Consider the following 20,012-nt stretch of genomic DNA (forward strand, 5'->3'; position numbering starts at 1 on the left):
TATAACTGATAAAGGCATCCACTTGTCAATTATGGCGCATTTTAACCATTATCAGGAGATGTCGAACAGTGCCGTTGCGGAAGCTATAGAAAACATACGGGCAACCGGAGCTGAGATCAGAACCCAATCACCATTGCTTAACCACATTAATGCTGAAGCCGATATCTGGGCTAAAATGTGGGATCAGCAGGTCAATATGGGCATGGTACCTTATTACATGTTTATTGAGAGAGAAACAGGTCCGTATGGATATTTCCAGGTACCATTGGCTAAAGCCTACAAAATTTATACGGATGCCATTCGGGTGACCTCCAGCTTGGCTAAAACAGTGACAGCGCCATCTATGTCGGCCGCTCAAGGTAAAGCACAGGTAATGGGCATTATAGAAAATCCACTTAATGGTGAGAAATATTTCCAGATCCAGTACATACGTCATCGCGATTACAAACAATCGTATAAGCCGTTTTTGATGCATTACGATGAAAATGCCACCTGGATTGATCAACTCAAACCTGTTGAGTCACTTGTTAAGGTATAATAAATACAAGGGAAGAAGTCTTAATAGACTTCTTCCTGATATTGTTTTTTAGATTTTAACTCTTCAAAGGTTGCCATTGCATCTTCAGTTGAGCAATTGTTGTGATCGGCGATAATTTTAACCAAGCTCTCACGCACCGAAACAGCCAGCTTATCTTTACTTCCACAAACGTAAAGTATGGCATCATTTTCAATCCATTTCATAATTTGCTCACCTTCCTTTTCGATAATGTGGCTCACATATTGCTTTTTCTCCTGATCGCGCGAAAAAGCAGTGCTCAATTTATGAAGCATACCTTTCGTTTGAAAAGCCTGTAATTCATCCTTGTATAAAAAGTCTGAAGCACTGTTTCGTTCTCCAAATATCAGCCAGTTATTACCTTTGCTATTTTTAGTATCCCGTTCCTGAAGAAAAGCCCTGAATGGTGCAATACCTGTTCCTGCACCAATCATGATGATGTCCCTGGTTTCATCCTCAGGTAATCTGAATTTGGCGATAGGCTCTAAAGTAACCGGCACCATATCACCCACGTCAAGACGATTCCATAGGAAAGAAGAACAAACACCATTACGGGTTCTTGATTGGTGGGCATTTTCAATAACTTTCACAGTTATATCAGCCTGATCGCCCACCGCATTTGAACTTGAAGCAAAGGAATACAAACGTTGACTCAAAGATCGAAGGATGCTTAAAAATTCATCTACCGTCAGTTTTCCTGGATAATCCCGAATCAAATCAAGGATGTCATTTTCGGCAGCGTACCCTTCCAATTTTTGTTCATCTGTAATTAATTGATCTAACTCCTTATTATTAATGATTGCTGCATATTTTTTAATTACAACCGGAGTTATTAGCGTTAGCTCATAATCATTAATCAGCAGTTCCTTTAGCAAACGGGTTTCATCTTTAACTTTTACTGGATAAGCTTTATCAAAACCCAAGGTTAACAAAAGTTCATCTACCAATGCACGTGAATTAGTTCCGTAGATACCTAAAGCATCGCCCGGCAAATATTCGATACCTGAGTTTTTAAGCGACAAGCTTACATGAAGTACTTTCTTGCTACTATCCTCTGAAGTTAGTAGTCGCTTCTCCAGTAATTGTGCCCGATATGCAGAATGAGATTCATTTCCAAGTTTTAATTCAAAGGTAAAGCCATCCTTTTTGGGCTTATTCGCAACAGACAATCTGTTTTTAAATGTCTCAATTACATCCAATACCCATTGCTTGGCAACCTCTTCAAAATCAATATCACATTTGACATTCTTCATCAATTGATTACCACCTAACTCTCCAAGACGTTTATCAATGTCCTCGCCGGTCTGGCAAAAGTATCGATAACTACTATCGCCCAAACCCAATACTGCATAATTGGCTCTTACCTTTTGAATGGCTTCACTATGCAAATACTCATAAAAATCTTCGGCTTGAACTGGCGGTTCTCCCTCACCATGTGTACTCACAACCACCAGTAAATTTTCAACATGCTGCAGTTCGGTGTAATCCATTTCCGGCATATCTTTCAAATAAGAATTATAGCCCAGGCTTTGTGCATACTCGTGCGCTAAAACAGCCACTGCTTTTGCATTTCCGGTACGACTGCCAAAAGCTATATACAAACTATCTTTAAAATCCTCCATTACTAAATGACTTTTAGTGTATGAAGGATTAAAACACTAAATTGTTCAGTGCTTTTTCGTTGTATGTTGCGAAGTTACTGGTTCCAGCAAATCTGCACCACTATTGCATTTCAAACAAAGAAATCTTGATATAATAAGGAAGTATAAGCAGTACCATAAGCAATCAAAAGATTAAATTATTACTTTTATGACCTAAATCGAAAGCTAAATCTGGTATGAAAAAAGGATTCTTAATAATTTCCGTTTTAATAGTATTGACCATCCAACAAACCATTGCGTTTAATGAAATACCAGATAAACTGGTTTTCATCGTTCGCAATCAATACGCATTAGATCACCATAATACAGCCACCTTATTTCAAACCAACGAGATAAATACCCATAAGTTTGATCCGGGTTCTGCATTAAAAGTTTTGAACACAAAAACTGGCAGAACCACCACTTTACTGGAATCTAAAACAGGTATTATCAGGGATCCTGAAGTCTCGTTTGATGGTAAGAAAATAATTTTCTCCTTTAGAAAAGATATCCATGATGATTACCACATCTATGAAATTAATGCTGATGGCACTAATCTGAAGCAGTTGACTTTTGCCAAAGGTGTTTCTGATATTGATCCATTGTACCTACCCAACGATCAGATTATTTTCAGTTCGACAAGAGAACCTAAATACTGCATGTGTAACCGCCACATTATGGCTAATCTTTACCGCATGAATTCGGATGGTTCCAACATTGTTCAATTGGGTAAAAGCACCTTGTTTGAAGGCCATTCAGCATTAATGAACGATGGACGGATTATTTACGACCGCTGGGAATATGTGGATCGTAATTTTGGTGATGCACAGGGGCTTTGGACAGTTAACCCGGATGGCACCAAACATTCCATCTTTTATGGCAATAATATGAACTCACCCGGTGGCGTGATTGATCCACGTCAACTTCCCAACAGTAACCTAATGTTGTGCATCTTTGGCTCTTGTCACGATCGTCCATGGGGAGCTTTGGCTCTTATTGATCGTTCAAAGGGTGTTGATGGTGAGCAATCAGTTGTGAAAATCTGGCCTGAACATGCACGTGATCTAATTGGGAAAGGTAACTGGGATACTTTTATGCAACTCGATGTTCGTTATGAAGACCCATTCCCTGTTTCTGAAACTCAATTTCTTGTCTCCAAATCAAAAATATTTGATAACTCGAAGAAACGTAAGATGGCACTTTACCTTGTTGATATGAACGGTAGCGAAACCTTGCTTTATGAGGATGAAAAACAAGGTTGCTTTGATCCGATGCCATTGACTCCCAGGTACAGGCCAATTGATATTCCTACTGCCCGAAAGTTTGACGGATCGCCTGGTTATTTTTATGTGCAGAATGTATATGAAAGTACACATTTGGAAGGTGTAAAGCAGGGAGAAGTAAAGTTTCTGCGGGTTGTAGAATCCCCGGAGAAAAGAACTTATACACAGCCAGGGTGGAATGGTCAGGGGCAACAGGCTCCAGGTGTCAATTGGCACAGTTTTGAAAATAAACGAATTTTAGGAACAGTACCTGTGGAAGAAGATGGTTCAGTGTATTTTGAAGCACCATCTGGTCGTTATTTATATTTCCAACTATTGGATAAGGATAAAAAAATGGTTCAGTCAATGCGAAGTGGCGTTATTGTACAACCTGGTGAAACAAATGGTTGTATTGGCTGCCACGAAGACCGGTTGATGGTTCCATTGATTGCTCAGAAAATGCCATTGGCATTGAGTAAAAAGCCAGCCAAACTTTCAAATGAAGATGAAGCTAAACTATATAGCTACATGCATGATATGCAACCTGTATTTGACAAGCATTGTATTGAATGCCACGACTTTGGAAAACAAGCAGCAGGAACATTAATTCTTGCCTCTGATCGAAATCCATACTTCAACGCTTCTTATATTGATATACATGTAAAAAAACAAATTCGGAATGTAGGCGGAGGCTCATCTGAAATACAACAAGCCAAAACTTGGGGTGCACATGCCAGCAATATTGTTAAGGTAGTTGAAGAAGGTCATTACAATGTTTCCCTTTCAAAAAAAGAAATGGAAAAGCTTTATACATGGGTGGATCTGAATGGTGTGTATTATCCGGTTTATGAGTCGGCTTACCCGGATAATCCTGCCGGCAGAAGTCCATTAACTTTTGAAGAGCTTTCTGAATTAAGTAAATTAACTGGTGTGCAGTTTAAAAATCTTGCCGGACATAATCGAAAACAAGGACCGCAAATTGCTTTTGAACGTCCTGAGTTGAGCCCTTGTCTTAAGAAGATTGAAGATACCCAATCAGATAGCTATCAAAAAGCACTATCCATTATCCGGAAAGGAAAAGAACGATTACAAGAAATACCACGGGCTGATATGGCTGGCTTTGAACCATGTGAGGAGCAGAAAGCTCAATTGGAAAAATACATTAAGCGCCTGGAACTTGAACGGGAAAATCAAAAAGCAATTAATGAAGGAAAGCGTATTTACGATACATCATCAATAGATTAGAAGAATACTTGTTGATTAAAAATATTAAGATTTCATAAACTCTTGATTTTATTAGTCCCGAGGCCTACAAGAGTAGTCCATCGGGACTTTATACTATCCCCTGGCTTAAAAGAGCCTTCCACAGGCCAAATATGCACTTCAACAAGCCATAGGAACCATCCAACAGGTATATAAAACCGATCAATCGGGTAGAATTTTGCTCTCAACTGGTTTGACAAACCATCCCATTGATTTGAGAAAGTGTTCAATTGGGTAAATATCACGTTCAAGAGACTTCTTCTATTGATTCTCTGTGAGTCAACGGCTCCCATAAGTATATCGGGCAAATCTAGTTTATTCCAATTCGGAGGTTTGGTTAATTTCATTAACCGGTTGTTCAACTCGAACCACCTTAAATTCATTGTAAATCAATGTAGCACATGGCGGAATAATGTCACCGGCACCTTTTGCACCATAAGCCAAAGAATCAGGTAAGATGGCTACAATTTCATCGCCCTCTCTTAACAGCATCGATACTTCCGTAAAGCCTTTAATTAACTTGGTTGAATCAGCTACGAAAGTAAATAATGAATCTGGCAACTCATTGGTATTCCATACAACGCTATCGTTAACCTTTAAACTAAGATAAGTACCAACCTTTGAACCTGATTCTATTGATCTACCCTTACCTTTTTTAATGTAATAGTATTTCAACCCACTGGAAGTTTGGATAGTATCTCCTAAACTGATTACATCAACACCTCCTCTGTTAGGCCGACAAGAACTAATTGCAATAAATAATATAACTAAAGGGATCAGTATCTTCATATTTAAACTGTTTTTGATTATTAACCGTAGGCTACAATGCTGTCATTTTTCTCTGAACAAGAAAGCCCTATGAAAACCCGGTTTATTGGTTAATATATCTATTCTAACTTTAGCTCTTTGATTTCTGATAAACGCCGAACAAAAGAATCTTCGTATTTACCCATCTTCATTATTGCCTCACGCCTGTTTTTAGCATCGATCTTATCATAGAAAGCCCCATAAACATACCTTGTATAGCCATCTTTACACTTGATAACTTTTAATTCGTCAACATCCAGTCCTTTTAAATATAATGAAGCAAACAGAGGCATTCGTTTTAATGCCAATACTTGAATTGTAAAAAATGGTGTTCTGTCAATCTGTTTTATTTCTTCTTTTATTTCAGCGATGGCAATTTCATTGTGCTCTTTCAAAGTCAAATTAGTTATTAAATGCTTAAGAGGAGGCGTCATCTTTATTTCATCGAATGAAAGAATCTTTTCTTCGGTTTTATATGCCATCTGTGGTTCCACTGAAACGACAGCTTCATCAATAACCTTATTAATATGTTTTTCTTCTATAGCATATTCATGCCCTGTCTCCAAAAACATGGTGTACTTCCCCGTCTTCGCATCCGGCCTGTAATCTCCAACCAATTGCTTATCCGTCATGCGAGTTACCATTACACGAATAGTTTCTTCGTCATAATCGGCATGTTGCACCTTTCCTTCTATTATTGCCAACTCCCCCTCAAATGCCACATCAAATTCAACTCGATAAATATCCGATCCCCCAAAATTATCATTAAACCTGGCAGATGCGTAATAAGCATGGCTCTTATCTAGTGTGGGAAGAAAAAAGAAATCATCATCAGGTGTATTTATTGGATACCCAAGGTTGACAGGTAATGTCCATGTACTATCTGCATTCATTTGGGTGTAGAATACATCCATTCGCCCCATCGAATGATGCCCCTCAGAAGCAAAATACAATGTCCGTCCATCAGGATGAATCATGGATGTTTCCTCATCATATTTTGTATTAACCCTCGATCCAAGATTTCTGGCTTTTCCCCAACGGCCAAAGGCATCTTTTTTACACATATAAATGTCAATCCCTCCATGCCCACCTTCACGATCGCTTGTGAAAAACAATGTACTTCTGTCACTCGAAAGGGATGCATGCGTTTCGTTGGCCGACGTATTGATTGGATAAGGTAACTTTACAGGTGTTGTCCACTCATCATCTTCAAGATAACTTATGAAGATATTCTTTCCTTCGTGATCACTTTTAAATATAAATAAGCTGTGTCCATCATGAGACAAAGACAATGCCGACTCATGCTCCGGATTTTTAAAAAATACATTTAATAATTTGGCCTTCTTCCAGGCACTGCTATCACCAGTTGTATAATAAACTTTCTCCGGGTATTGTCCATCCGACAATATGGGAAGCTTATGCTGATTACGACGTGAAGTAAATAACAGTAAATCTTCATAGGCATTTACCAAAGGGCTGTGATCGTCGAAGCGGCTATTCACCGCTTTACCAAGATTGGTGATTGTTAACTTAATGGGATTGGCTAAGAATATCTTTGCGTTTTCGCAGCTTTGAATTTCATGTTCCACTTCATTAATTATATCGACCTCATCCTGAGGCAAACGAAGCAAAAGTTCATCATAAACCATAAGTGCCGAATCCGGTTGCAAAGTAACCTGATAAGCTTTTCCAAGTGTCATAAAAAAATCCCAGCCTCGCGGTGCTGATTGTTCATCAGCACTTAACCTCATCATTCCATTTTGTAAAACAACTATGGCAGAATCAGCTCCGGTATTTGTATTAAGATAACACAAACCCAACTGAAGATATGCTTCTATAAAATCAGGTGAATTGGCTACTATTTGCTTAAATTCACGAATAGCTCTTTCATAATCCTCCGATTCGGCAAAACCTAATGCTTTATAGAAGGCTTTATTCTCTTGTCGAATTTGCTTTTTCTGTTGTGCCTCACCGATAAAATAAAATAGCACTAAGCAAGCAAATGCAATTATTCTTTTCCCAAAAACTATCATATAGATACCCCAAATCTCTATTGCGACTGCAAAATAAGTCAAATTTTACTAAATCACTCAATATCAACCTAAAAAATGTTAATTTTTGTTTACGACAATAATTAACCCTTCTGGACCAACATTCTTATATTCTGAATACCTGCATTTTAACTAATCGCCTAACTCTTCTGATTTTTTCGACCAAAAACACAGGGCTTTTTTACCAATAGCGTCTATAAATATGTTGAACTAAAAAGATGAACAATATGGGCAATAAATTAGTTGTATTTGCAGTTATAATAATGAGCTTATCAGCTTGTAATGTAAATGGACAGCAACGACGACAATGGTCGCCGGAAGACATGGCTGAACGCCAGACAGAGATGATGAATGAAAACCTGGACTTATCAGAGGATCAGTTAATATCGGTTAAAACTATTAATCTCAAGTATGCAAAGGAATTTCAAAATTCGAGGGATGAAATCAGAGGAGATCGGGAAAAAATGCGTACATTGAGGGATCAATTAAAAGAAAAAAAGAACGCTGAACTGAAGGAAGTGCTTAATTCTGAACAGTTCGACAAATACGTAAAGCTCGAGGAAGAAAGAGCAAAAGAAATGAGAAATGGGCGGAGAAATGGAAGAGGAGGAAGATAGCCCACGTTTTTTCATAATTGGTAAAAGTTTTGGTTTGAGAGACCTGCAATTCAAAGGAGTTGCAGGTTTTTTTTAATGTCAATATTAAAATTATAGAGCCAAGCCAAAAGTTCACCTTTAATTATCCATCAAAAAAATGTATTTTCGCCAATTGGACGAATGGTAATATTCGTTAGTATTTGCACCAGAACAGAGGTAAAAATATCATGGATTCTACAAGACAAAAAAAAATATCCCGACTTCTGCAGAAGGAGATCAGTGAAATATTCCAGCGCGAGATGCGTCAACTATGTTTGGGCACAATGGTCACCGTTACTGTTGTAAGAATATCACCCGACTTGGGTCAGGCCAAAGCTTATCTGAGCATATTTCCAACCGGTAATATTGAAGAGGTAATGAATGAGATAAACACTCAATCATCGCAAATTCGTTTTGCTTTAGGTAAAAGGGTTGGACAACAGATGCGCATCATACCTGAACTACGATTTTTTGTTGATGACAGCCTGGATTACCTTGATAACATTGATCGATTACTAAAGAAGTAAGTATGCATTACGATCCGATTAAGCGCTCACTTGGAAAAGTTTTTAATCAAACTCCAATACTCCGTATTTTCTTTTATAAACTATTGGATTTATTGTTACTAAGAGCGTGGCACATTCGTCGAAAACTTAGATCGATAGCAAATAACAGCCGGTCAGATATGAATATATTGGATGCAGGCAGTGGTTTTGGTCAATACGATTATTACATGTCTTCCCTTGGTAAAAACTGGACAATTACCGGCGTGGATGTTAAAGAGGAGCAGATTGAAGACTGTAACAATTTTTTTAGCAAAATAAACCGAAACGACAGGGTTAAGTTTGAATATGCCGATTTGACTAAATTCGTTCGTCCGGAAGCGTATGATTTGATATTATCGGTTGATGTGATGGAACATATACTGGAAGATGAACTGGTGTTCGCCAATTTCCACAAATCGATGAAAAAAGACAGCTACCTTATTATTTCAACTCCATCTGATCAAGGCGGCTCGGATACTCATCATCATGAAGAAGAAGGCGTGCATGGATTCATCGATGAGCATGTTCGTGATGGTTATAACGCAGATGATATTAAAGAAAAATTGCAGAAAGCTGGCTTTACTAACATCGAAGCATCCTATACATATGGCAAACCAGGAAACTTATCGTGGCGACTCTCCATGAAATACCCGATTAAAGCATTGAATGCTTCCAAATTGTTTTTCATTGTTCTGCCCTTCTATTATGTATTGACATATCCTTTGGCTTACCTGTTAAACTGGCTGGATATAAACAAGAAACACAAAACAGGCACTGGTTTAATGGTAGTAGCTCAAAAATAACCAACTTATGAAACTCGCCTTTGACATTGCCAAACGCTATTTGTACGCTAAAAAATCACAAAATATCATCAATGTTATTTCGATGATTTCGATTTTTGGAGTTTTAACCGGCAGCATGGCTCTTGTCATTGTCCTTTCCGTTTTTAATGGAGTTCATGGTTTTATGGGGGAGTTATACACGGCTTTCGATCCTGATCTGAAAGCAGTTCCTCGATCAGGGAAAGTAATTTCTACAGATTCTATTGCATACGATGAGTTGAAAGAGCTCGAAGACATTGCGTTTATATCTGAAGTATTTGAGCACCAGGCCTTACTCAAATTCAGACAGCGAAAAACACCAGGTATTATTATGGGTGTCGATTCGTTATTCAACAAAGTGAGTAATATCGATTCCATCATCATGGATGGTAAATATGAGTTAAAATATAAATCAGAATATAGAGGTGTTATTGGCAGACGTTTGGCTGATCAACTGGCAATCCGGCTCAATTTTGTTACTCCACTTAGCATGTATGTTCCTAAACGCAAAGGGAACATCAACCTAATGACTCCTCAAAATGCTTTTAAGAAGGAATACATCAGCCCTTCGGGAATGTTTGCTGTTAACCAGGAGGAATATGACGGTCAATACCTGTTGATCGATATTGAACAAGCACGACGACTTTTGCAATATGACAACTCAATTATCACATCACTGGCCATCCGAATGAAGGAAGGTGCGGACATTGTCAAAGGTGAGAAACTAGTTCAAAGTGTTGTAGGAAATCAAATGGATGTATTAAACCAACAGGAACAACATGCCGAATTCTATAAAGTGATGAAGGTTGAAAAGCTGATGGCCTACCTTATTTTAAGCTTTATCATTACCATTGCGGCATTTAATATAGTTGCTAACCTGGCTATGCTTATCTATGAGAAGAAGGAGAGCATTTTCACACTTAAAAGTATGGGAGCCGATAAACAATTAATCACCCGTATTTTTATGACCGAAGGCTGGTTAATATCTCTTGTTGGCATTGTAATAGGCTCATTGCTTGGTGTTGTTTTAGTACTGATCCAACAAAATTTTGGCTTTATTAAATTCATGGGAGACGGTCATTATTTAACGGATGCTTATCCGATTGCATTGCAATGGCTAGATGTTGTAATTGTAATTATCACGGTATCCATCATCAGTGCACTTGCCGCATGGTATCCGGTTCGAGTGATCGTCAATAAATATTATTCTGAACCTTCGGCCGGATAATTACGATATTTCTCACCAATCAAATGAAGTGTATCAGAAATCCCCTTGACTGTTTTCTCGCGTAATAATTGAATCCTTAAAGGTCGTATCCCTGGCAGATTTTTAAATGGTATAGCCAAGTGTCGGCGGGCATGTAAAATTCCCCTTCGTTCACCAATCATATTGCATGATTTCATAACAATATCATCCATCATCATGGCTTGCTCCATGATACTAAGTTGTGGCAATAACTCACCCGTTTTAAGGTAGTGTTTTATTTCTCTAAAAATCCAGGGACGTCCAATACTTGCCCTTCCAATCATTAACGCATCTACCCTAAATTTATCGAGAAACATTTTGGCTTTTTCAGGTCCATCCACGTCTCCATTACCAATAATAGGAATATGAATCCTAGGATTATCTTTCACTTTCCCGATCAAGTTCCAATCAGCAATTCCATTGTACATTTGCTCCCGCGTTCTGCCATGAATACATAAAGCCTTAACACCAGCGTCCTGCAATTGCTCAGCCACTTGCTCAATTACCAGTGATTCGCTATCCCACCCCAAACGGGTTTTTGCAGTAACCGGAATGTTAACTGCCTTGACCACAGCCTTTGTTATATCCAGCATTTTTGGAATATCCAACAACAAGCCAGATCCACTTCCTTTTCCTGCAATCTTTTTAACCGGACATCCAAAATTTAAATCTATGACTTCTGGTTTGGCGGCTTCGGCCATCTGGGCGGCAACAACCATTTTATCAACATCCTTCCCGTAAATCTGAATACCGACAGGTCGCTCTTCCTCCATTAACTCCAGCTTACGCAAAGAACGATTGACATTCCTCACTAAAGCATCAGCAGAAACAAACTCAGTGTACATCATATCTGCCCCCTGCTCCTTACAAAACACTCTGAAAGAAGGATCAGTAACATCCTCCATCGGCGCCAATAACAGTGGCTTCTCCCCTAAATCCAGATCTCCAATCTTCACTTATCAATTGATTTTTATTCGGCTACAAAGATAGATTTTTAATATTTCTCCCTCGAATGCTGTTTATAACTTGGTTAATAACTTTCTGAACAAATTGAACCATTCCAAGTTTTTATTTCATAATTTGTATGTGGGATAATTATAAGAAAATCAATTAACAACTTGTCTGGTGAAGATAGTCGCAGTAATATTTTTAGTCGCATTGATAATAATCGGATGCAAACAGGAAGGTAATGTAACATCTGAGGCTATTCATACACCAGTTCCCCAAAGTGAAGATTCTTTAATGGTTGAACAGCTAATTGCCCAATCAAAGGAATCCTACTCTGATAACCTAAGTATTATTTCGCCATTTGATAATTATCTGAAAGAGGCTGAAGATATGGCACTCAAAAGCAATAATCAGGAGCAGCTTTTTGTTATCTACAGTCTGGTGAGCCAACGTTATCGCAACAAATCTTTTTATTCTGAGGCAATGCAAATGCTTCAAAAAGCACTTGCTATTTCTGAGGAATTAGAAAATATCCATTTTCAAACACAGGCCTATAATCAGATTGGTGTAATATTCAGGCGAATCGATGAGAATCCTCAAGCCTTGGATATGCACATGAAAGCCCTCCAGCTAGCTGAAGAATGTAACGACTCCTTAAGTATAAGTAAAGCGATTAATGGCATGGGTAATGTCAGTATTGCAATGGAACGTTATCATTCAGCCATTGAATACTTTCACAGAGGACTGAGTATATCAGAATCGATGAATAATGTTCTGGGTATGGCAATCAACACCAATAATATAGGTGAAGCCTACATGAAACTTAACCAGCTTGATTCTGCCATGCACTACTATTTTAAATCACTTGATTACAACATGCAGATCAATAGTCGCGTTGGTCAGTCGATTTGTTATAATTGTATTGGCAGTGCTTATATTATAAAAAACCAAAACAGTTTGGCACTCGATTACCTGCTTAAAGCCCTTGAAATTAATCAGGAACTGGAAGATCGTATGCTAACTTCTGTGAGTTACACACAAATTGGCAAAACCTATCTAAATGATAACCTGCCTGCACAGGCAATTATACACCTTGAAAAAGGTCTTGATATGGCAGTTAACATTGGCTCGAAATATACAGCGGAAGAAGCAGCACGGTTATTATCTCAGGCATATGAAAAAAAACAGGTCTTCAACCGTTCGTTGGATTATTACAAATTAGCAGCTAATTACAAAGACAGTATTCTAAATGAGAAGAACATCTTTCATATTGCATCAGTTGAAGCAAAATACAATAACACACTCCAGCAACTTCAGATTGATGAATTAAACAAGGAAGCGTTACTTCAAAATACATTACTTTCGAAACAACGATCACTCTTAGCAGCCACAATTATTCTCGTAATTGTAATTGCTATAACAGCGGTTTTAATATTCTTTCAGGGGCGATTAAGAAGTCGTTATAAATACTTGCGATTTCAACAGCGCCTGCTTCGCTCACAAATGAACCCTCATTTTATCTTTAACGCGCTCAGTGCCATACAAGTGTTTATTCTGGAGAATAACATGGACAAATCGAGTCGCTTTCTGGCGCATTTCGCGAAATTAATGAGGCACGTTCTGAGAAGCAGTAACTACGAATACATTTCGATTCACGAAGAAGTGGAAATGCTGCAGTACTATCTGAAAATTCAACAGCTGCGGTTCTCACCACCATTCTCATTTGAGATCATTATTAGTGATGAAATAAAAAACAATAAGGTAGTTATCCCTCCTATGCTTATTCAACCATTTGTTGAAAATGCCATTGAACACGGTCTTAAACCATTGGGCGAAGACGCAAAACTAATTATCCGTATATTAAAAAGTGGTAAAGATATGATTCTTGAGATTGAGGATAACGGATTGGGCATTGATTACAAAGACCAGTTAAGCGGGAGTGAAAAAAATCATGAGTCAATGGCCATAAAAATAACACAAGAACGTTTAAATATTTTAGAGAGAGATACAAAACGTAAAACAGAACTGGAAATATTCGATAAGAAGAGAAAAGATCCCTTTGAACGAGGAACAATTGCGCGACTCGTTTTGCCGTTAACAATGCAGGAACCATCGCCAAGTGAGAAAGATGAAAAGAATTAATACAATTATAGTTGAAGATGATCAGTTCAATATTCTGGCAGTAACAAAAATTATCGAAAAACACTTCCCGGAAATTTGGATTCAGTCTACCGCCTCGCGGGTAAAGGAAGCCGTTAGCAAAATAAAAAAATATCAACCTGAGTTAATATTAATGGATATTCATTTGATTGACGGCACTTCATTTGATATCATCAGACAGTGCAGTGAGATTGATTTTAAGATTGTTTTTATGTCGGCTTATCACGAATATGTTGTTAAAGCGATGAAATATGCAGCCGTTGACTTCATCTTTAAACCATTTGATATTAATGAAATGGTGGTAGCGCTAGATAAAGCAATTGATCAGTTGCAAGACAAAAACTACGAACTTAAGATAGAAGCGCTATTTAATAATATTGAGAATGACAAGAATCAAATCGTTCTTCAAGGCAAACATCGTATTAAAGTTTGTAATATAAACGAGTTAGTTTGGGGTAAAGCCATACCTGGTGGAGCTAATTTTTACTTTACCGATAACAGTTACTTTTTTGCAGCCAAACCTCTTCGGCGTTACGAAGCAATTTTATCAGATCATACATTTTTCAGATGCCATCCACACTATTTAATTAATCTGATTCACGTTACAGAGATAAATCCCGAAAAGCAACGTATAAAAATGAAGACCGGTGACGAGATAATATACGAGAACAGAAGACTTAATCAATTAAAAAGACAACTACAACACAATACTTCTTTTGCGTAAACGTTCTAAATAACGCCTAATAAGAGAAAATCTTTCAAATACCAAAACCTTTTTTGATAAAATACAGTATTATGGACTGAGTGTTTTATCGTTTGCAAAATTAAGTAACAGGAATATTATCATGTTTCGTTTGATTGTTGTGCTTTGTAGCGTGGTGTTATGTTGGAATATTGGTTATTCTCAAGTGGACCTAACATGGCGTTATTACTATCCGGAATTCAAAGAGAATTCGGACAACAACCTGTACTTCAGGCTTGAAAACAACAATTTTGTCAAAAACAACGAATACTTCGGCGATTACATTGAAGGCTACACGATGATGGGATACACTGCCCAACCTTCATTAGTCTACTATGCAGGATCACGCCTTCGTATTAAGGCAGGAGTACATCTTATTCAATTTAGTGGCATGAATGAGTTCACTGAAGTTCTGCCCACTTTTTCAATACACACGCGTTTATCTGATAATTTAGATCTGATCATGGGTGGTTTAAAAGGTGATGTTCATCACCGGTTGATCGAACCACTATTTGATCCTGAGAATCAATACACCCGACCAATTGAAAATGGTTTCCAGTTTATTTATAATAGCAATAAACTTTGGCTGGATGTATGGGTAGATTGGGAACAGTTTATCTTCCTTGGAGATGATAAGCCAGAGAAGTTTACTGCCGGTTTAAGTACCGAATACCTGTTAACAAGTAATGAGTCCGATTTCCGGCTTACAATTCCTGGTCAGCTGATAGCTACTCACTTGGGAGGTCAAATCAGTAACTATTCTGAAAAAATGCAATCGCTGGCCAACCTGGCAACAGGTATTAAATTAAACTATAAGATCGGTGATGGATTTATAAAAGATATCGGTTTGGCGACATATCTGGCTACTTATCAGGATTTGACAGGCCAATCAGGATGGGATTTCTCTTCGGGTAATGCCATCTATCCGGTTGCAGAGATCAATTATAAATATGGTACTTTTATGACTGGCTATTGGAAAGCTCATAATTTTCTTGCTCCCAAAGGCAGTTCACTCTTTCAATCTACCTCAAATTACAAAACAGGATATTACAGCGAGAATCGTAACCTGCTTACATCTAAGCTAAGCTTCACAAAAGAATTTATGAAACAGATTAAGTTTAGTGTGATGCTGGAAACCTACTACGATATACCAGCTAGTCAGTTCGATTATTCATATGGCCTCAACCTTATTTTTACGCCAAACTTTTATATCTCAAAAGTTTCGTTCGATTAGGATCTTTTTAAAATAAATCGCCATTTTTTATTTCGCCATTCATCTGTCGCATACTCAATACCAATACGTTTAGTCGTCTCAATCTCAGAATAATCATTCTCGTTTAATGCAGTTTCCAGCCAAATTCTGTTTGATTGACAAAGATCTTCACCATAAAAGCTTTTGTCGAGCTTAAGGTGACGCCCTAATCGACCAGGTCCTACAATTGACTCAACACCCCTTATAAGAACTGCCTGTGGCGCTCCTTTCTCACCTGTCACCACATTAAGCATCCAATACATTCCGTAAATTAAATAAACATATACATGGCCACCAGCATGATACATAATATCAGTTCGCTTGGTCCGGCCTTTGTGCGCATGACAGGCAACATCTTCTTCTCCTCTATATGCCTCAGTTTCTGTAATAATAAATCGCTCAATAATACCATTTTCGTATTGCCTGGCCAGTACTTTACCGAGTAATGAAGGAGCAACTTCTAACACATCCTGATTGAAGAATTCTTGAGTAATGCGACTCTTAATGTTACTTTTTACTTTCATCAATTAATACAAAAAGTTTAAAGTTGATATTTAATCATTTTGTCGTTGAATTTGTAAATATTAATGTACTCTCACAATACTCATTACTTTTTTAATCAAATAATTAGCACTTTCAAAATAAATGCAGTACTTTTGCGGCCGATTATTATCCGATCTGAAAGGTAAAGTCACTGTTTATCAGTAATTGGGGTGGGACCTGATCATTGATTTAAAGTGAGCTGAGGCCTTTGCAAACTGTTTATTAATAAGTCGAATTTTAAAAAAGAAGACTGTGGATACGTTAAGTTACAAAACGATTTCAGCAAACAAAGCGACTGCCAACAAAGAGTGGGTTGTGGTAGATGCTGCTGATATGGTATTGGGTCGTTTAGCATCAAAAGTTGCTAAGCTACTTAGAGGGAAGTATAAGCCAAATTATACACCTCATGTGGATTGCGGAGATAACGTAATTATCTTAAACGCAGACAAAATTAAAATGACCGGTAACAAGTGGGACCAGCGTTTATTTTTCTACCATAGTGGTTACCCAGGAGGTCGTCGCGATGTGACACCTGCGGAAATGTTCGCTAAAAAGCCGGAGAGATTAGTTGAAAGAGCTATCAAAGGTATGCTACCTAAGAGTCGTCTTGGTCGTCAGCTTTTCAGAAACTTATATGTTTATACTGGAACTGAACACAAACACGAAGCTCAACAACCTAAAGTAATTGATATTAACGCCATTAAATAAGTATTATGGAAGTAATTAATGCTATTGGTAGAAGAAAAGCAGCAGTTGCTCGTATCTATTTGAGTGAAGGAAGTGGTAACATCACCATTAACAAGCGTGAGTTGGCTACATATTTTCCAGCTGCAACATTACAATATATTGTAAAACAACCATTAAACACTATCGGTGTTGCTGATAACTACGACATTAAAGTAAACCTTTATGGTGGTGGTTTCAAGGGACAAGCTGAAGCAGTTCGCTTAGCTATTGCCCGTGCACTTGTAAAAATTGATGCTGAAAACAAGCCGGCTCTTAAGGCTGAAGGTTTCATGACTCGTGACTCACGTGTTGTTGAACGTAAGAAGCCAGGTCGTCCGAAAGCACGTAAGAGATTCCAGTTCTCTAAACGTTAATATTTATCAGGTGTGTTTAGTATCTAAATCTTTAAGACTTCTCAACTTAATATTGGGGAACTACTTAAAGGTTGATTCAAACAGAAAGTAAACAACTTAAAGAAAAACAAAATGCCAAGAGTTAATTTCGAGGAATTATTGGAAGCAGGTGTACATTTTGGTCACCTGAAAAGAAAGTGGAACCCAGCCATGGCGCCTTACATCTTTATGGAGCGCAATGGAATCCACATATTAGACCTTCACAAAACTGCCGTGAAGATTGACGAAGCTGCTGATGCACTTAAACAGATTGCAAAATCAGGTCGGAAAGTGTTATTCGTAGCAACCAAGAAGCAAGCTAAAGAAATCATCGCTGATAAAGTTGGTGGTGTAAACATGCCTTACGTAACTGAGCGTTGGCCAGGTGGTATGTTAACCAACTTCCCCACTATTCGTAAAGCGGTGAAGAAGATGACTTCAATTGATAAGATGATGGCTGACCCAAGCCAGTGGAAAAACTTATCAAAGCGTGAGCGTCTTCAAATTACTCGTCAGCGTGCAAAGCTTGACAAGACTTTAGGTTCAATTGCTGACTTAACTCGTCTTCCGGCTGCAATGTTTGTTATCGATGTAATGAAAGAACACATTGCTGTAAAAGAAGCTATCCGTTTGAATATTCCTGTGTTTGGTATCGTTGATACTAACTCAGATCCATCTCCAATTGATTTTGTTATACCAGCTAACGATGACGCTACTAAGTCTATCGAGTTGATTACTGATGTAATGACAAAAGCAATTCAGGAAGGATTAAACGAGCGTAAAGCTGAGAAAGACAACGAAGGATCGAAAGAAAAGAAAGCTCGTGCTAAAAAGTCTGAGCCTGCAAAAGCTCAAGCTAAAAAAGAAGAAGCTCCTGTAGCTGAAAAGCCAGCAGAAGAAACTTCATCTGAAGAAGCTGCAAAAGAGTAATTCGATTTTTGTCTAACAACTTTAAAAAATTATATCATGGCTATTACTGCTGCTGACGTAAGCAAACTAAGAAAAAGTACCGGTGCCGGTATGATGGATTGTAAAAAGGCACTAACAGAAGCTGAAGGTGATTTCGATAAAGCGGTTGATATTATCCGTAAAAAAGGACAGGCTATCGCTAACAAGCGTGCTGACCGCGAAGCTACTGAAGGTGTTGTGATTGCAAAAGCTACTGCTGACAAGAAAAGAGGTGCATTAATCGTATTGAACTGCGAAACTGACTTCGTTGCTAAAAACGAAAGCTATGTTGATTTTGCAATGTCAATTCTTGATCTAGCTATTACTGAAAATCCAGCTGACTTAGATGCTTTAAAAGCGTTAGAATTAAACGGTCGTCCTGTTGTAGACGTAGTTACTGAGCAAAGCGGTGTTATCGGTGAGAAACTTGATTTAGCTGCTTATGAAACTGTTTCTGCTGATTCAGTAGTTGCATACATTCATGCTGGTAACAAATTAGCTACATTAGTTGGTTTCAACCAGGAAGGCATTGAAGAGCAAGTTGCTAAAGATGTAGCTATGCAAGCTGCAGCTATGGCTCCTGTTGCTATCGATGCTGAAAGCGTTCCGGCTGACATCAGAGAGAAAGAGCTTGAAATCGGTAAAGAAAAAGCTCGTGAAGAAGGTAAGCCTGAAGCAATGTTGGAAAAGATTGCAATGGGTCGTTTAAACAAATTCTTCAAAGAAAGTACTTTGATGGAACAAGCGTTTGTTAAAGACAACAAATTAACTATCAAGCAATACCTTGATAACTCAAGCAAAGGCTTGAAAGCTGTTGACTTCAAACGTTACACTTTGAACAGCTAGTAGAATATTTCTACAAATTATATAAAGGGAGCTTTTTAGCTCCCTTTTTTGCACCCAATAAACCAATCACATCATATAGCCTTACGCCCGCCCCTTTCTATAACAAAAGGCTGTTCTTTAAGCACTTTTTAGAAGGCTTAGAAGTTTAGAAAAAAAGATTTAGAGAAGTTGATCAAAAGGTCTTGATCTTTTCTAAAATGGTTTAGACAAAAAAATAAAACTTCCAGATCTTTTTAAAAAACTTCTAAATGTTTTAATCCACTGCCTTATTTCTGATTCATTCACTCCCTGCAGTCAAGTCTGCAAATCATAAGTTGATCGAACAATACGAAACAAAACTCTATTATGCTTCGGAAGTAATTGCTGTTAATCTGCAATAGCGGAGTCTGATAGACAAATTTTCAATTACAATTGACACCAATAAAAAACGCCTCCCAATTTATTGAGAAGCGTTTCGGATGTTGTCTCACAAGGATTCGAACCCTGACTAACTGGACCAAAACCAGTTGTGCTACCATTACACCATGAGACAAGCAAGACAAAAATAAACCTCCCGCTTTAAGGAGGTTAAGTCGTTGTCTCACAAGGATTCGAACCCTGACTAACTGGACCAAAACCAGTTGTGCTAC

Annotated in this window: 18 protein-coding genes, 1 tRNA gene and 1 pseudogene; 13 read left to right on the plus strand and 7 right to left on the minus strand. The window is 38.0% G+C overall.

The genetic code is table 11. The features are described from left to right. Positions 1 to 538: pseudogene (locus tag AC4MRQ_RS17930) on the plus strand (lysine 2,3-aminomutase); the annotation flags it as partial. 20 nt (positions 539 to 558) lie between these two features. On the opposite strand, the gene AC4MRQ_RS17935 reads toward AC4MRQ_RS17930, so the two are convergent. After that, positions 559 to 2,178: a diflavin oxidoreductase gene (locus AC4MRQ_RS17935; RefSeq protein WP_491199082.1), complete on the minus strand. Its 1,620-nt coding sequence runs from the start codon at positions 2,176 to 2,178 to the stop codon at positions 559 to 561. Between the two features lie 215 nt (positions 2,179 to 2,393). Here AC4MRQ_RS17935 and AC4MRQ_RS17940 point away from each other — a divergent pair, with 215 nt between their 5' ends. Continuing rightward, positions 2,394 to 4,703 (plus strand): HzsA-related protein, encoded by a 2,310-nt coding sequence (locus AC4MRQ_RS17940; protein ID WP_491199083.1) that lies wholly within the window; start codon positions 2,394 to 2,396, stop codon positions 4,701 to 4,703. Positions 4,704 to 4,735: 32 nt separating this feature from the next. Here AC4MRQ_RS17940 and AC4MRQ_RS17945 read toward each other — a convergent pair whose 3' ends face one another. From AC4MRQ_RS17945 to AC4MRQ_RS17955, 3 genes are all read right to left on the minus strand, one after another. After that, positions 4,736 to 5,068 carry a hypothetical protein gene (locus tag AC4MRQ_RS17945; protein WP_491199099.1) on the minus strand — a complete coding sequence of 111 codons (333 nt, stop codon included), beginning with the start codon at positions 5,066 to 5,068 and terminating at the stop codon, positions 4,736 to 4,738. After that, positions 5,037 to 5,510, minus strand: a complete 474-nt coding sequence (locus tag AC4MRQ_RS17950) for an FKBP-type peptidyl-prolyl cis-trans isomerase (protein ID WP_491199084.1) — start codon at positions 5,508 to 5,510, stop codon at positions 5,037 to 5,039. Before AC4MRQ_RS17950 ends, AC4MRQ_RS17945 begins: the two co-directional genes overlap by 32 nt. A gap of 98 nt (positions 5,511 to 5,608) precedes the next feature. Beyond that, the gene (locus AC4MRQ_RS17955; RefSeq protein WP_491199085.1) at positions 5,609 to 7,603 is read right to left on the minus strand and encodes a hypothetical protein; all 1,995 of its coding nucleotides are present in this window, start codon (positions 7,601 to 7,603) and stop codon (positions 5,609 to 5,611) included. A gap of 203 nt (positions 7,604 to 7,806) precedes the next feature. Between AC4MRQ_RS17955 and AC4MRQ_RS17960 the strand changes: the two genes are divergently transcribed. The 4 genes from AC4MRQ_RS17960 (at position 7,807) to AC4MRQ_RS17975 (ending at position 10,808) form a co-directional block, all read left to right on the plus strand. Then, positions 7,807 to 8,196, plus strand: a complete 390-nt coding sequence (locus AC4MRQ_RS17960; RefSeq protein ID WP_491199086.1) for a DUF4890 domain-containing protein — start codon at positions 7,807 to 7,809, stop codon at positions 8,194 to 8,196. 206 nt (positions 8,197 to 8,402) lie between these two features. After that, on the plus strand, positions 8,403 to 8,741 hold the full coding sequence (gene rbfA / locus AC4MRQ_RS17965; RefSeq protein ID WP_491199087.1) for a 30S ribosome-binding factor RbfA: 339 nt from the start codon (positions 8,403 to 8,405) through the stop codon (positions 8,739 to 8,741). Between the two features lie 2 nt (positions 8,742 to 8,743). Next, positions 8,744 to 9,562, plus strand: a complete 819-nt coding sequence (locus tag AC4MRQ_RS17970; RefSeq protein WP_491199088.1) for a class I SAM-dependent methyltransferase — start codon at positions 8,744 to 8,746, stop codon at positions 9,560 to 9,562. A gap of 7 nt (positions 9,563 to 9,569) precedes the next feature. After that, on the plus strand, positions 9,570 to 10,808 hold the full coding sequence (locus tag AC4MRQ_RS17975; RefSeq protein ID WP_491199089.1) for an FtsX-like permease family protein: 1,239 nt from the start codon (positions 9,570 to 9,572) through the stop codon (positions 10,806 to 10,808). Here AC4MRQ_RS17975 and dusB read toward each other — a convergent pair. Further along, positions 10,784 to 11,782 (minus strand): tRNA dihydrouridine synthase DusB, encoded by a 999-nt coding sequence (gene dusB / locus AC4MRQ_RS17980; RefSeq protein ID WP_491199090.1) that lies wholly within the window; start codon positions 11,780 to 11,782, stop codon positions 10,784 to 10,786. The genes AC4MRQ_RS17975 and dusB overlap by 25 nt on opposite strands. A 169-nt stretch (positions 11,783 to 11,951) precedes the next feature. On the opposite strand from dusB, the gene AC4MRQ_RS17985 reads away from it, so the two are divergent. From AC4MRQ_RS17985 to AC4MRQ_RS17995, 3 genes are all read left to right on the plus strand, one after another. Then, positions 11,952 to 13,916, plus strand: a complete 1,965-nt coding sequence (locus AC4MRQ_RS17985; RefSeq protein ID WP_491199091.1) for a tetratricopeptide repeat-containing sensor histidine kinase — start codon at positions 11,952 to 11,954, stop codon at positions 13,914 to 13,916. After that, a complete protein-coding gene (locus AC4MRQ_RS17990; RefSeq protein WP_491199092.1) occupies positions 13,903 to 14,658 on the plus strand; it encodes a LytR/AlgR family response regulator transcription factor in 756 nt (251 codons plus the stop codon). Before AC4MRQ_RS17985 ends, AC4MRQ_RS17990 begins: the two co-directional genes overlap by 14 nt. 121 nt (positions 14,659 to 14,779) lie before the next feature. Beyond that, a complete protein-coding gene (locus AC4MRQ_RS17995) occupies positions 14,780 to 15,910 on the plus strand; it encodes a lipid A deacylase (protein ID WP_491199093.1) in 1,131 nt (376 codons plus the stop codon). On the opposite strand, the gene AC4MRQ_RS18000 is transcribed toward AC4MRQ_RS17995, so the two are convergent. Then, positions 15,907 to 16,452, minus strand: coding sequence for a DNA-3-methyladenine glycosylase (locus tag AC4MRQ_RS18000; RefSeq protein ID WP_491199094.1), 546 nt, complete (start codon positions 16,450 to 16,452; stop codon positions 15,907 to 15,909). The genes AC4MRQ_RS17995 and AC4MRQ_RS18000 overlap by 4 nt on opposite strands. 271 nt (positions 16,453 to 16,723) lie before the next feature. Here AC4MRQ_RS18000 and rplM point away from each other — a divergent pair, with 271 nt between their 5' ends. The 4 genes from rplM (at position 16,724) to tsf (ending at position 19,383) form a co-directional block, all read left to right on the plus strand. After that, positions 16,724 to 17,179 (plus strand): 50S ribosomal protein L13, encoded by a 456-nt coding sequence (gene rplM, locus AC4MRQ_RS18005; protein WP_491199095.1) that lies wholly within the window; start codon positions 16,724 to 16,726, stop codon positions 17,177 to 17,179. A gap of 5 nt (positions 17,180 to 17,184) precedes the next feature. Further along, a complete protein-coding gene (rpsI, locus tag AC4MRQ_RS18010) occupies positions 17,185 to 17,571 on the plus strand; it encodes a 30S ribosomal protein S9 (protein ID WP_491199096.1) in 387 nt (128 codons plus the stop codon). A gap of 111 nt (positions 17,572 to 17,682) precedes the next feature. Then, positions 17,683 to 18,519, plus strand: a complete 837-nt coding sequence (gene rpsB / locus AC4MRQ_RS18015; protein ID WP_491199097.1) for a 30S ribosomal protein S2 — start codon at positions 17,683 to 17,685, stop codon at positions 18,517 to 18,519. Positions 18,520 to 18,555: 36 nt separating this feature from the next. Further along, positions 18,556 to 19,383, plus strand: coding sequence for a translation elongation factor Ts (gene tsf, locus AC4MRQ_RS18020; RefSeq protein ID WP_491199098.1), 828 nt, complete (start codon positions 18,556 to 18,558; stop codon positions 19,381 to 19,383). A 461-nt stretch (positions 19,384 to 19,844) separates the two neighbouring features. Here the strand turns inward: tsf and AC4MRQ_RS18025 are convergent. After that, a tRNA-Gln gene (locus AC4MRQ_RS18025) sits at positions 19,845 to 19,915 on the minus strand. Positions 19,916 to 20,012 lie beyond the last annotated feature (97 nt).

Source organism: Carboxylicivirga sp. (genome assembly GCF_982718395.1).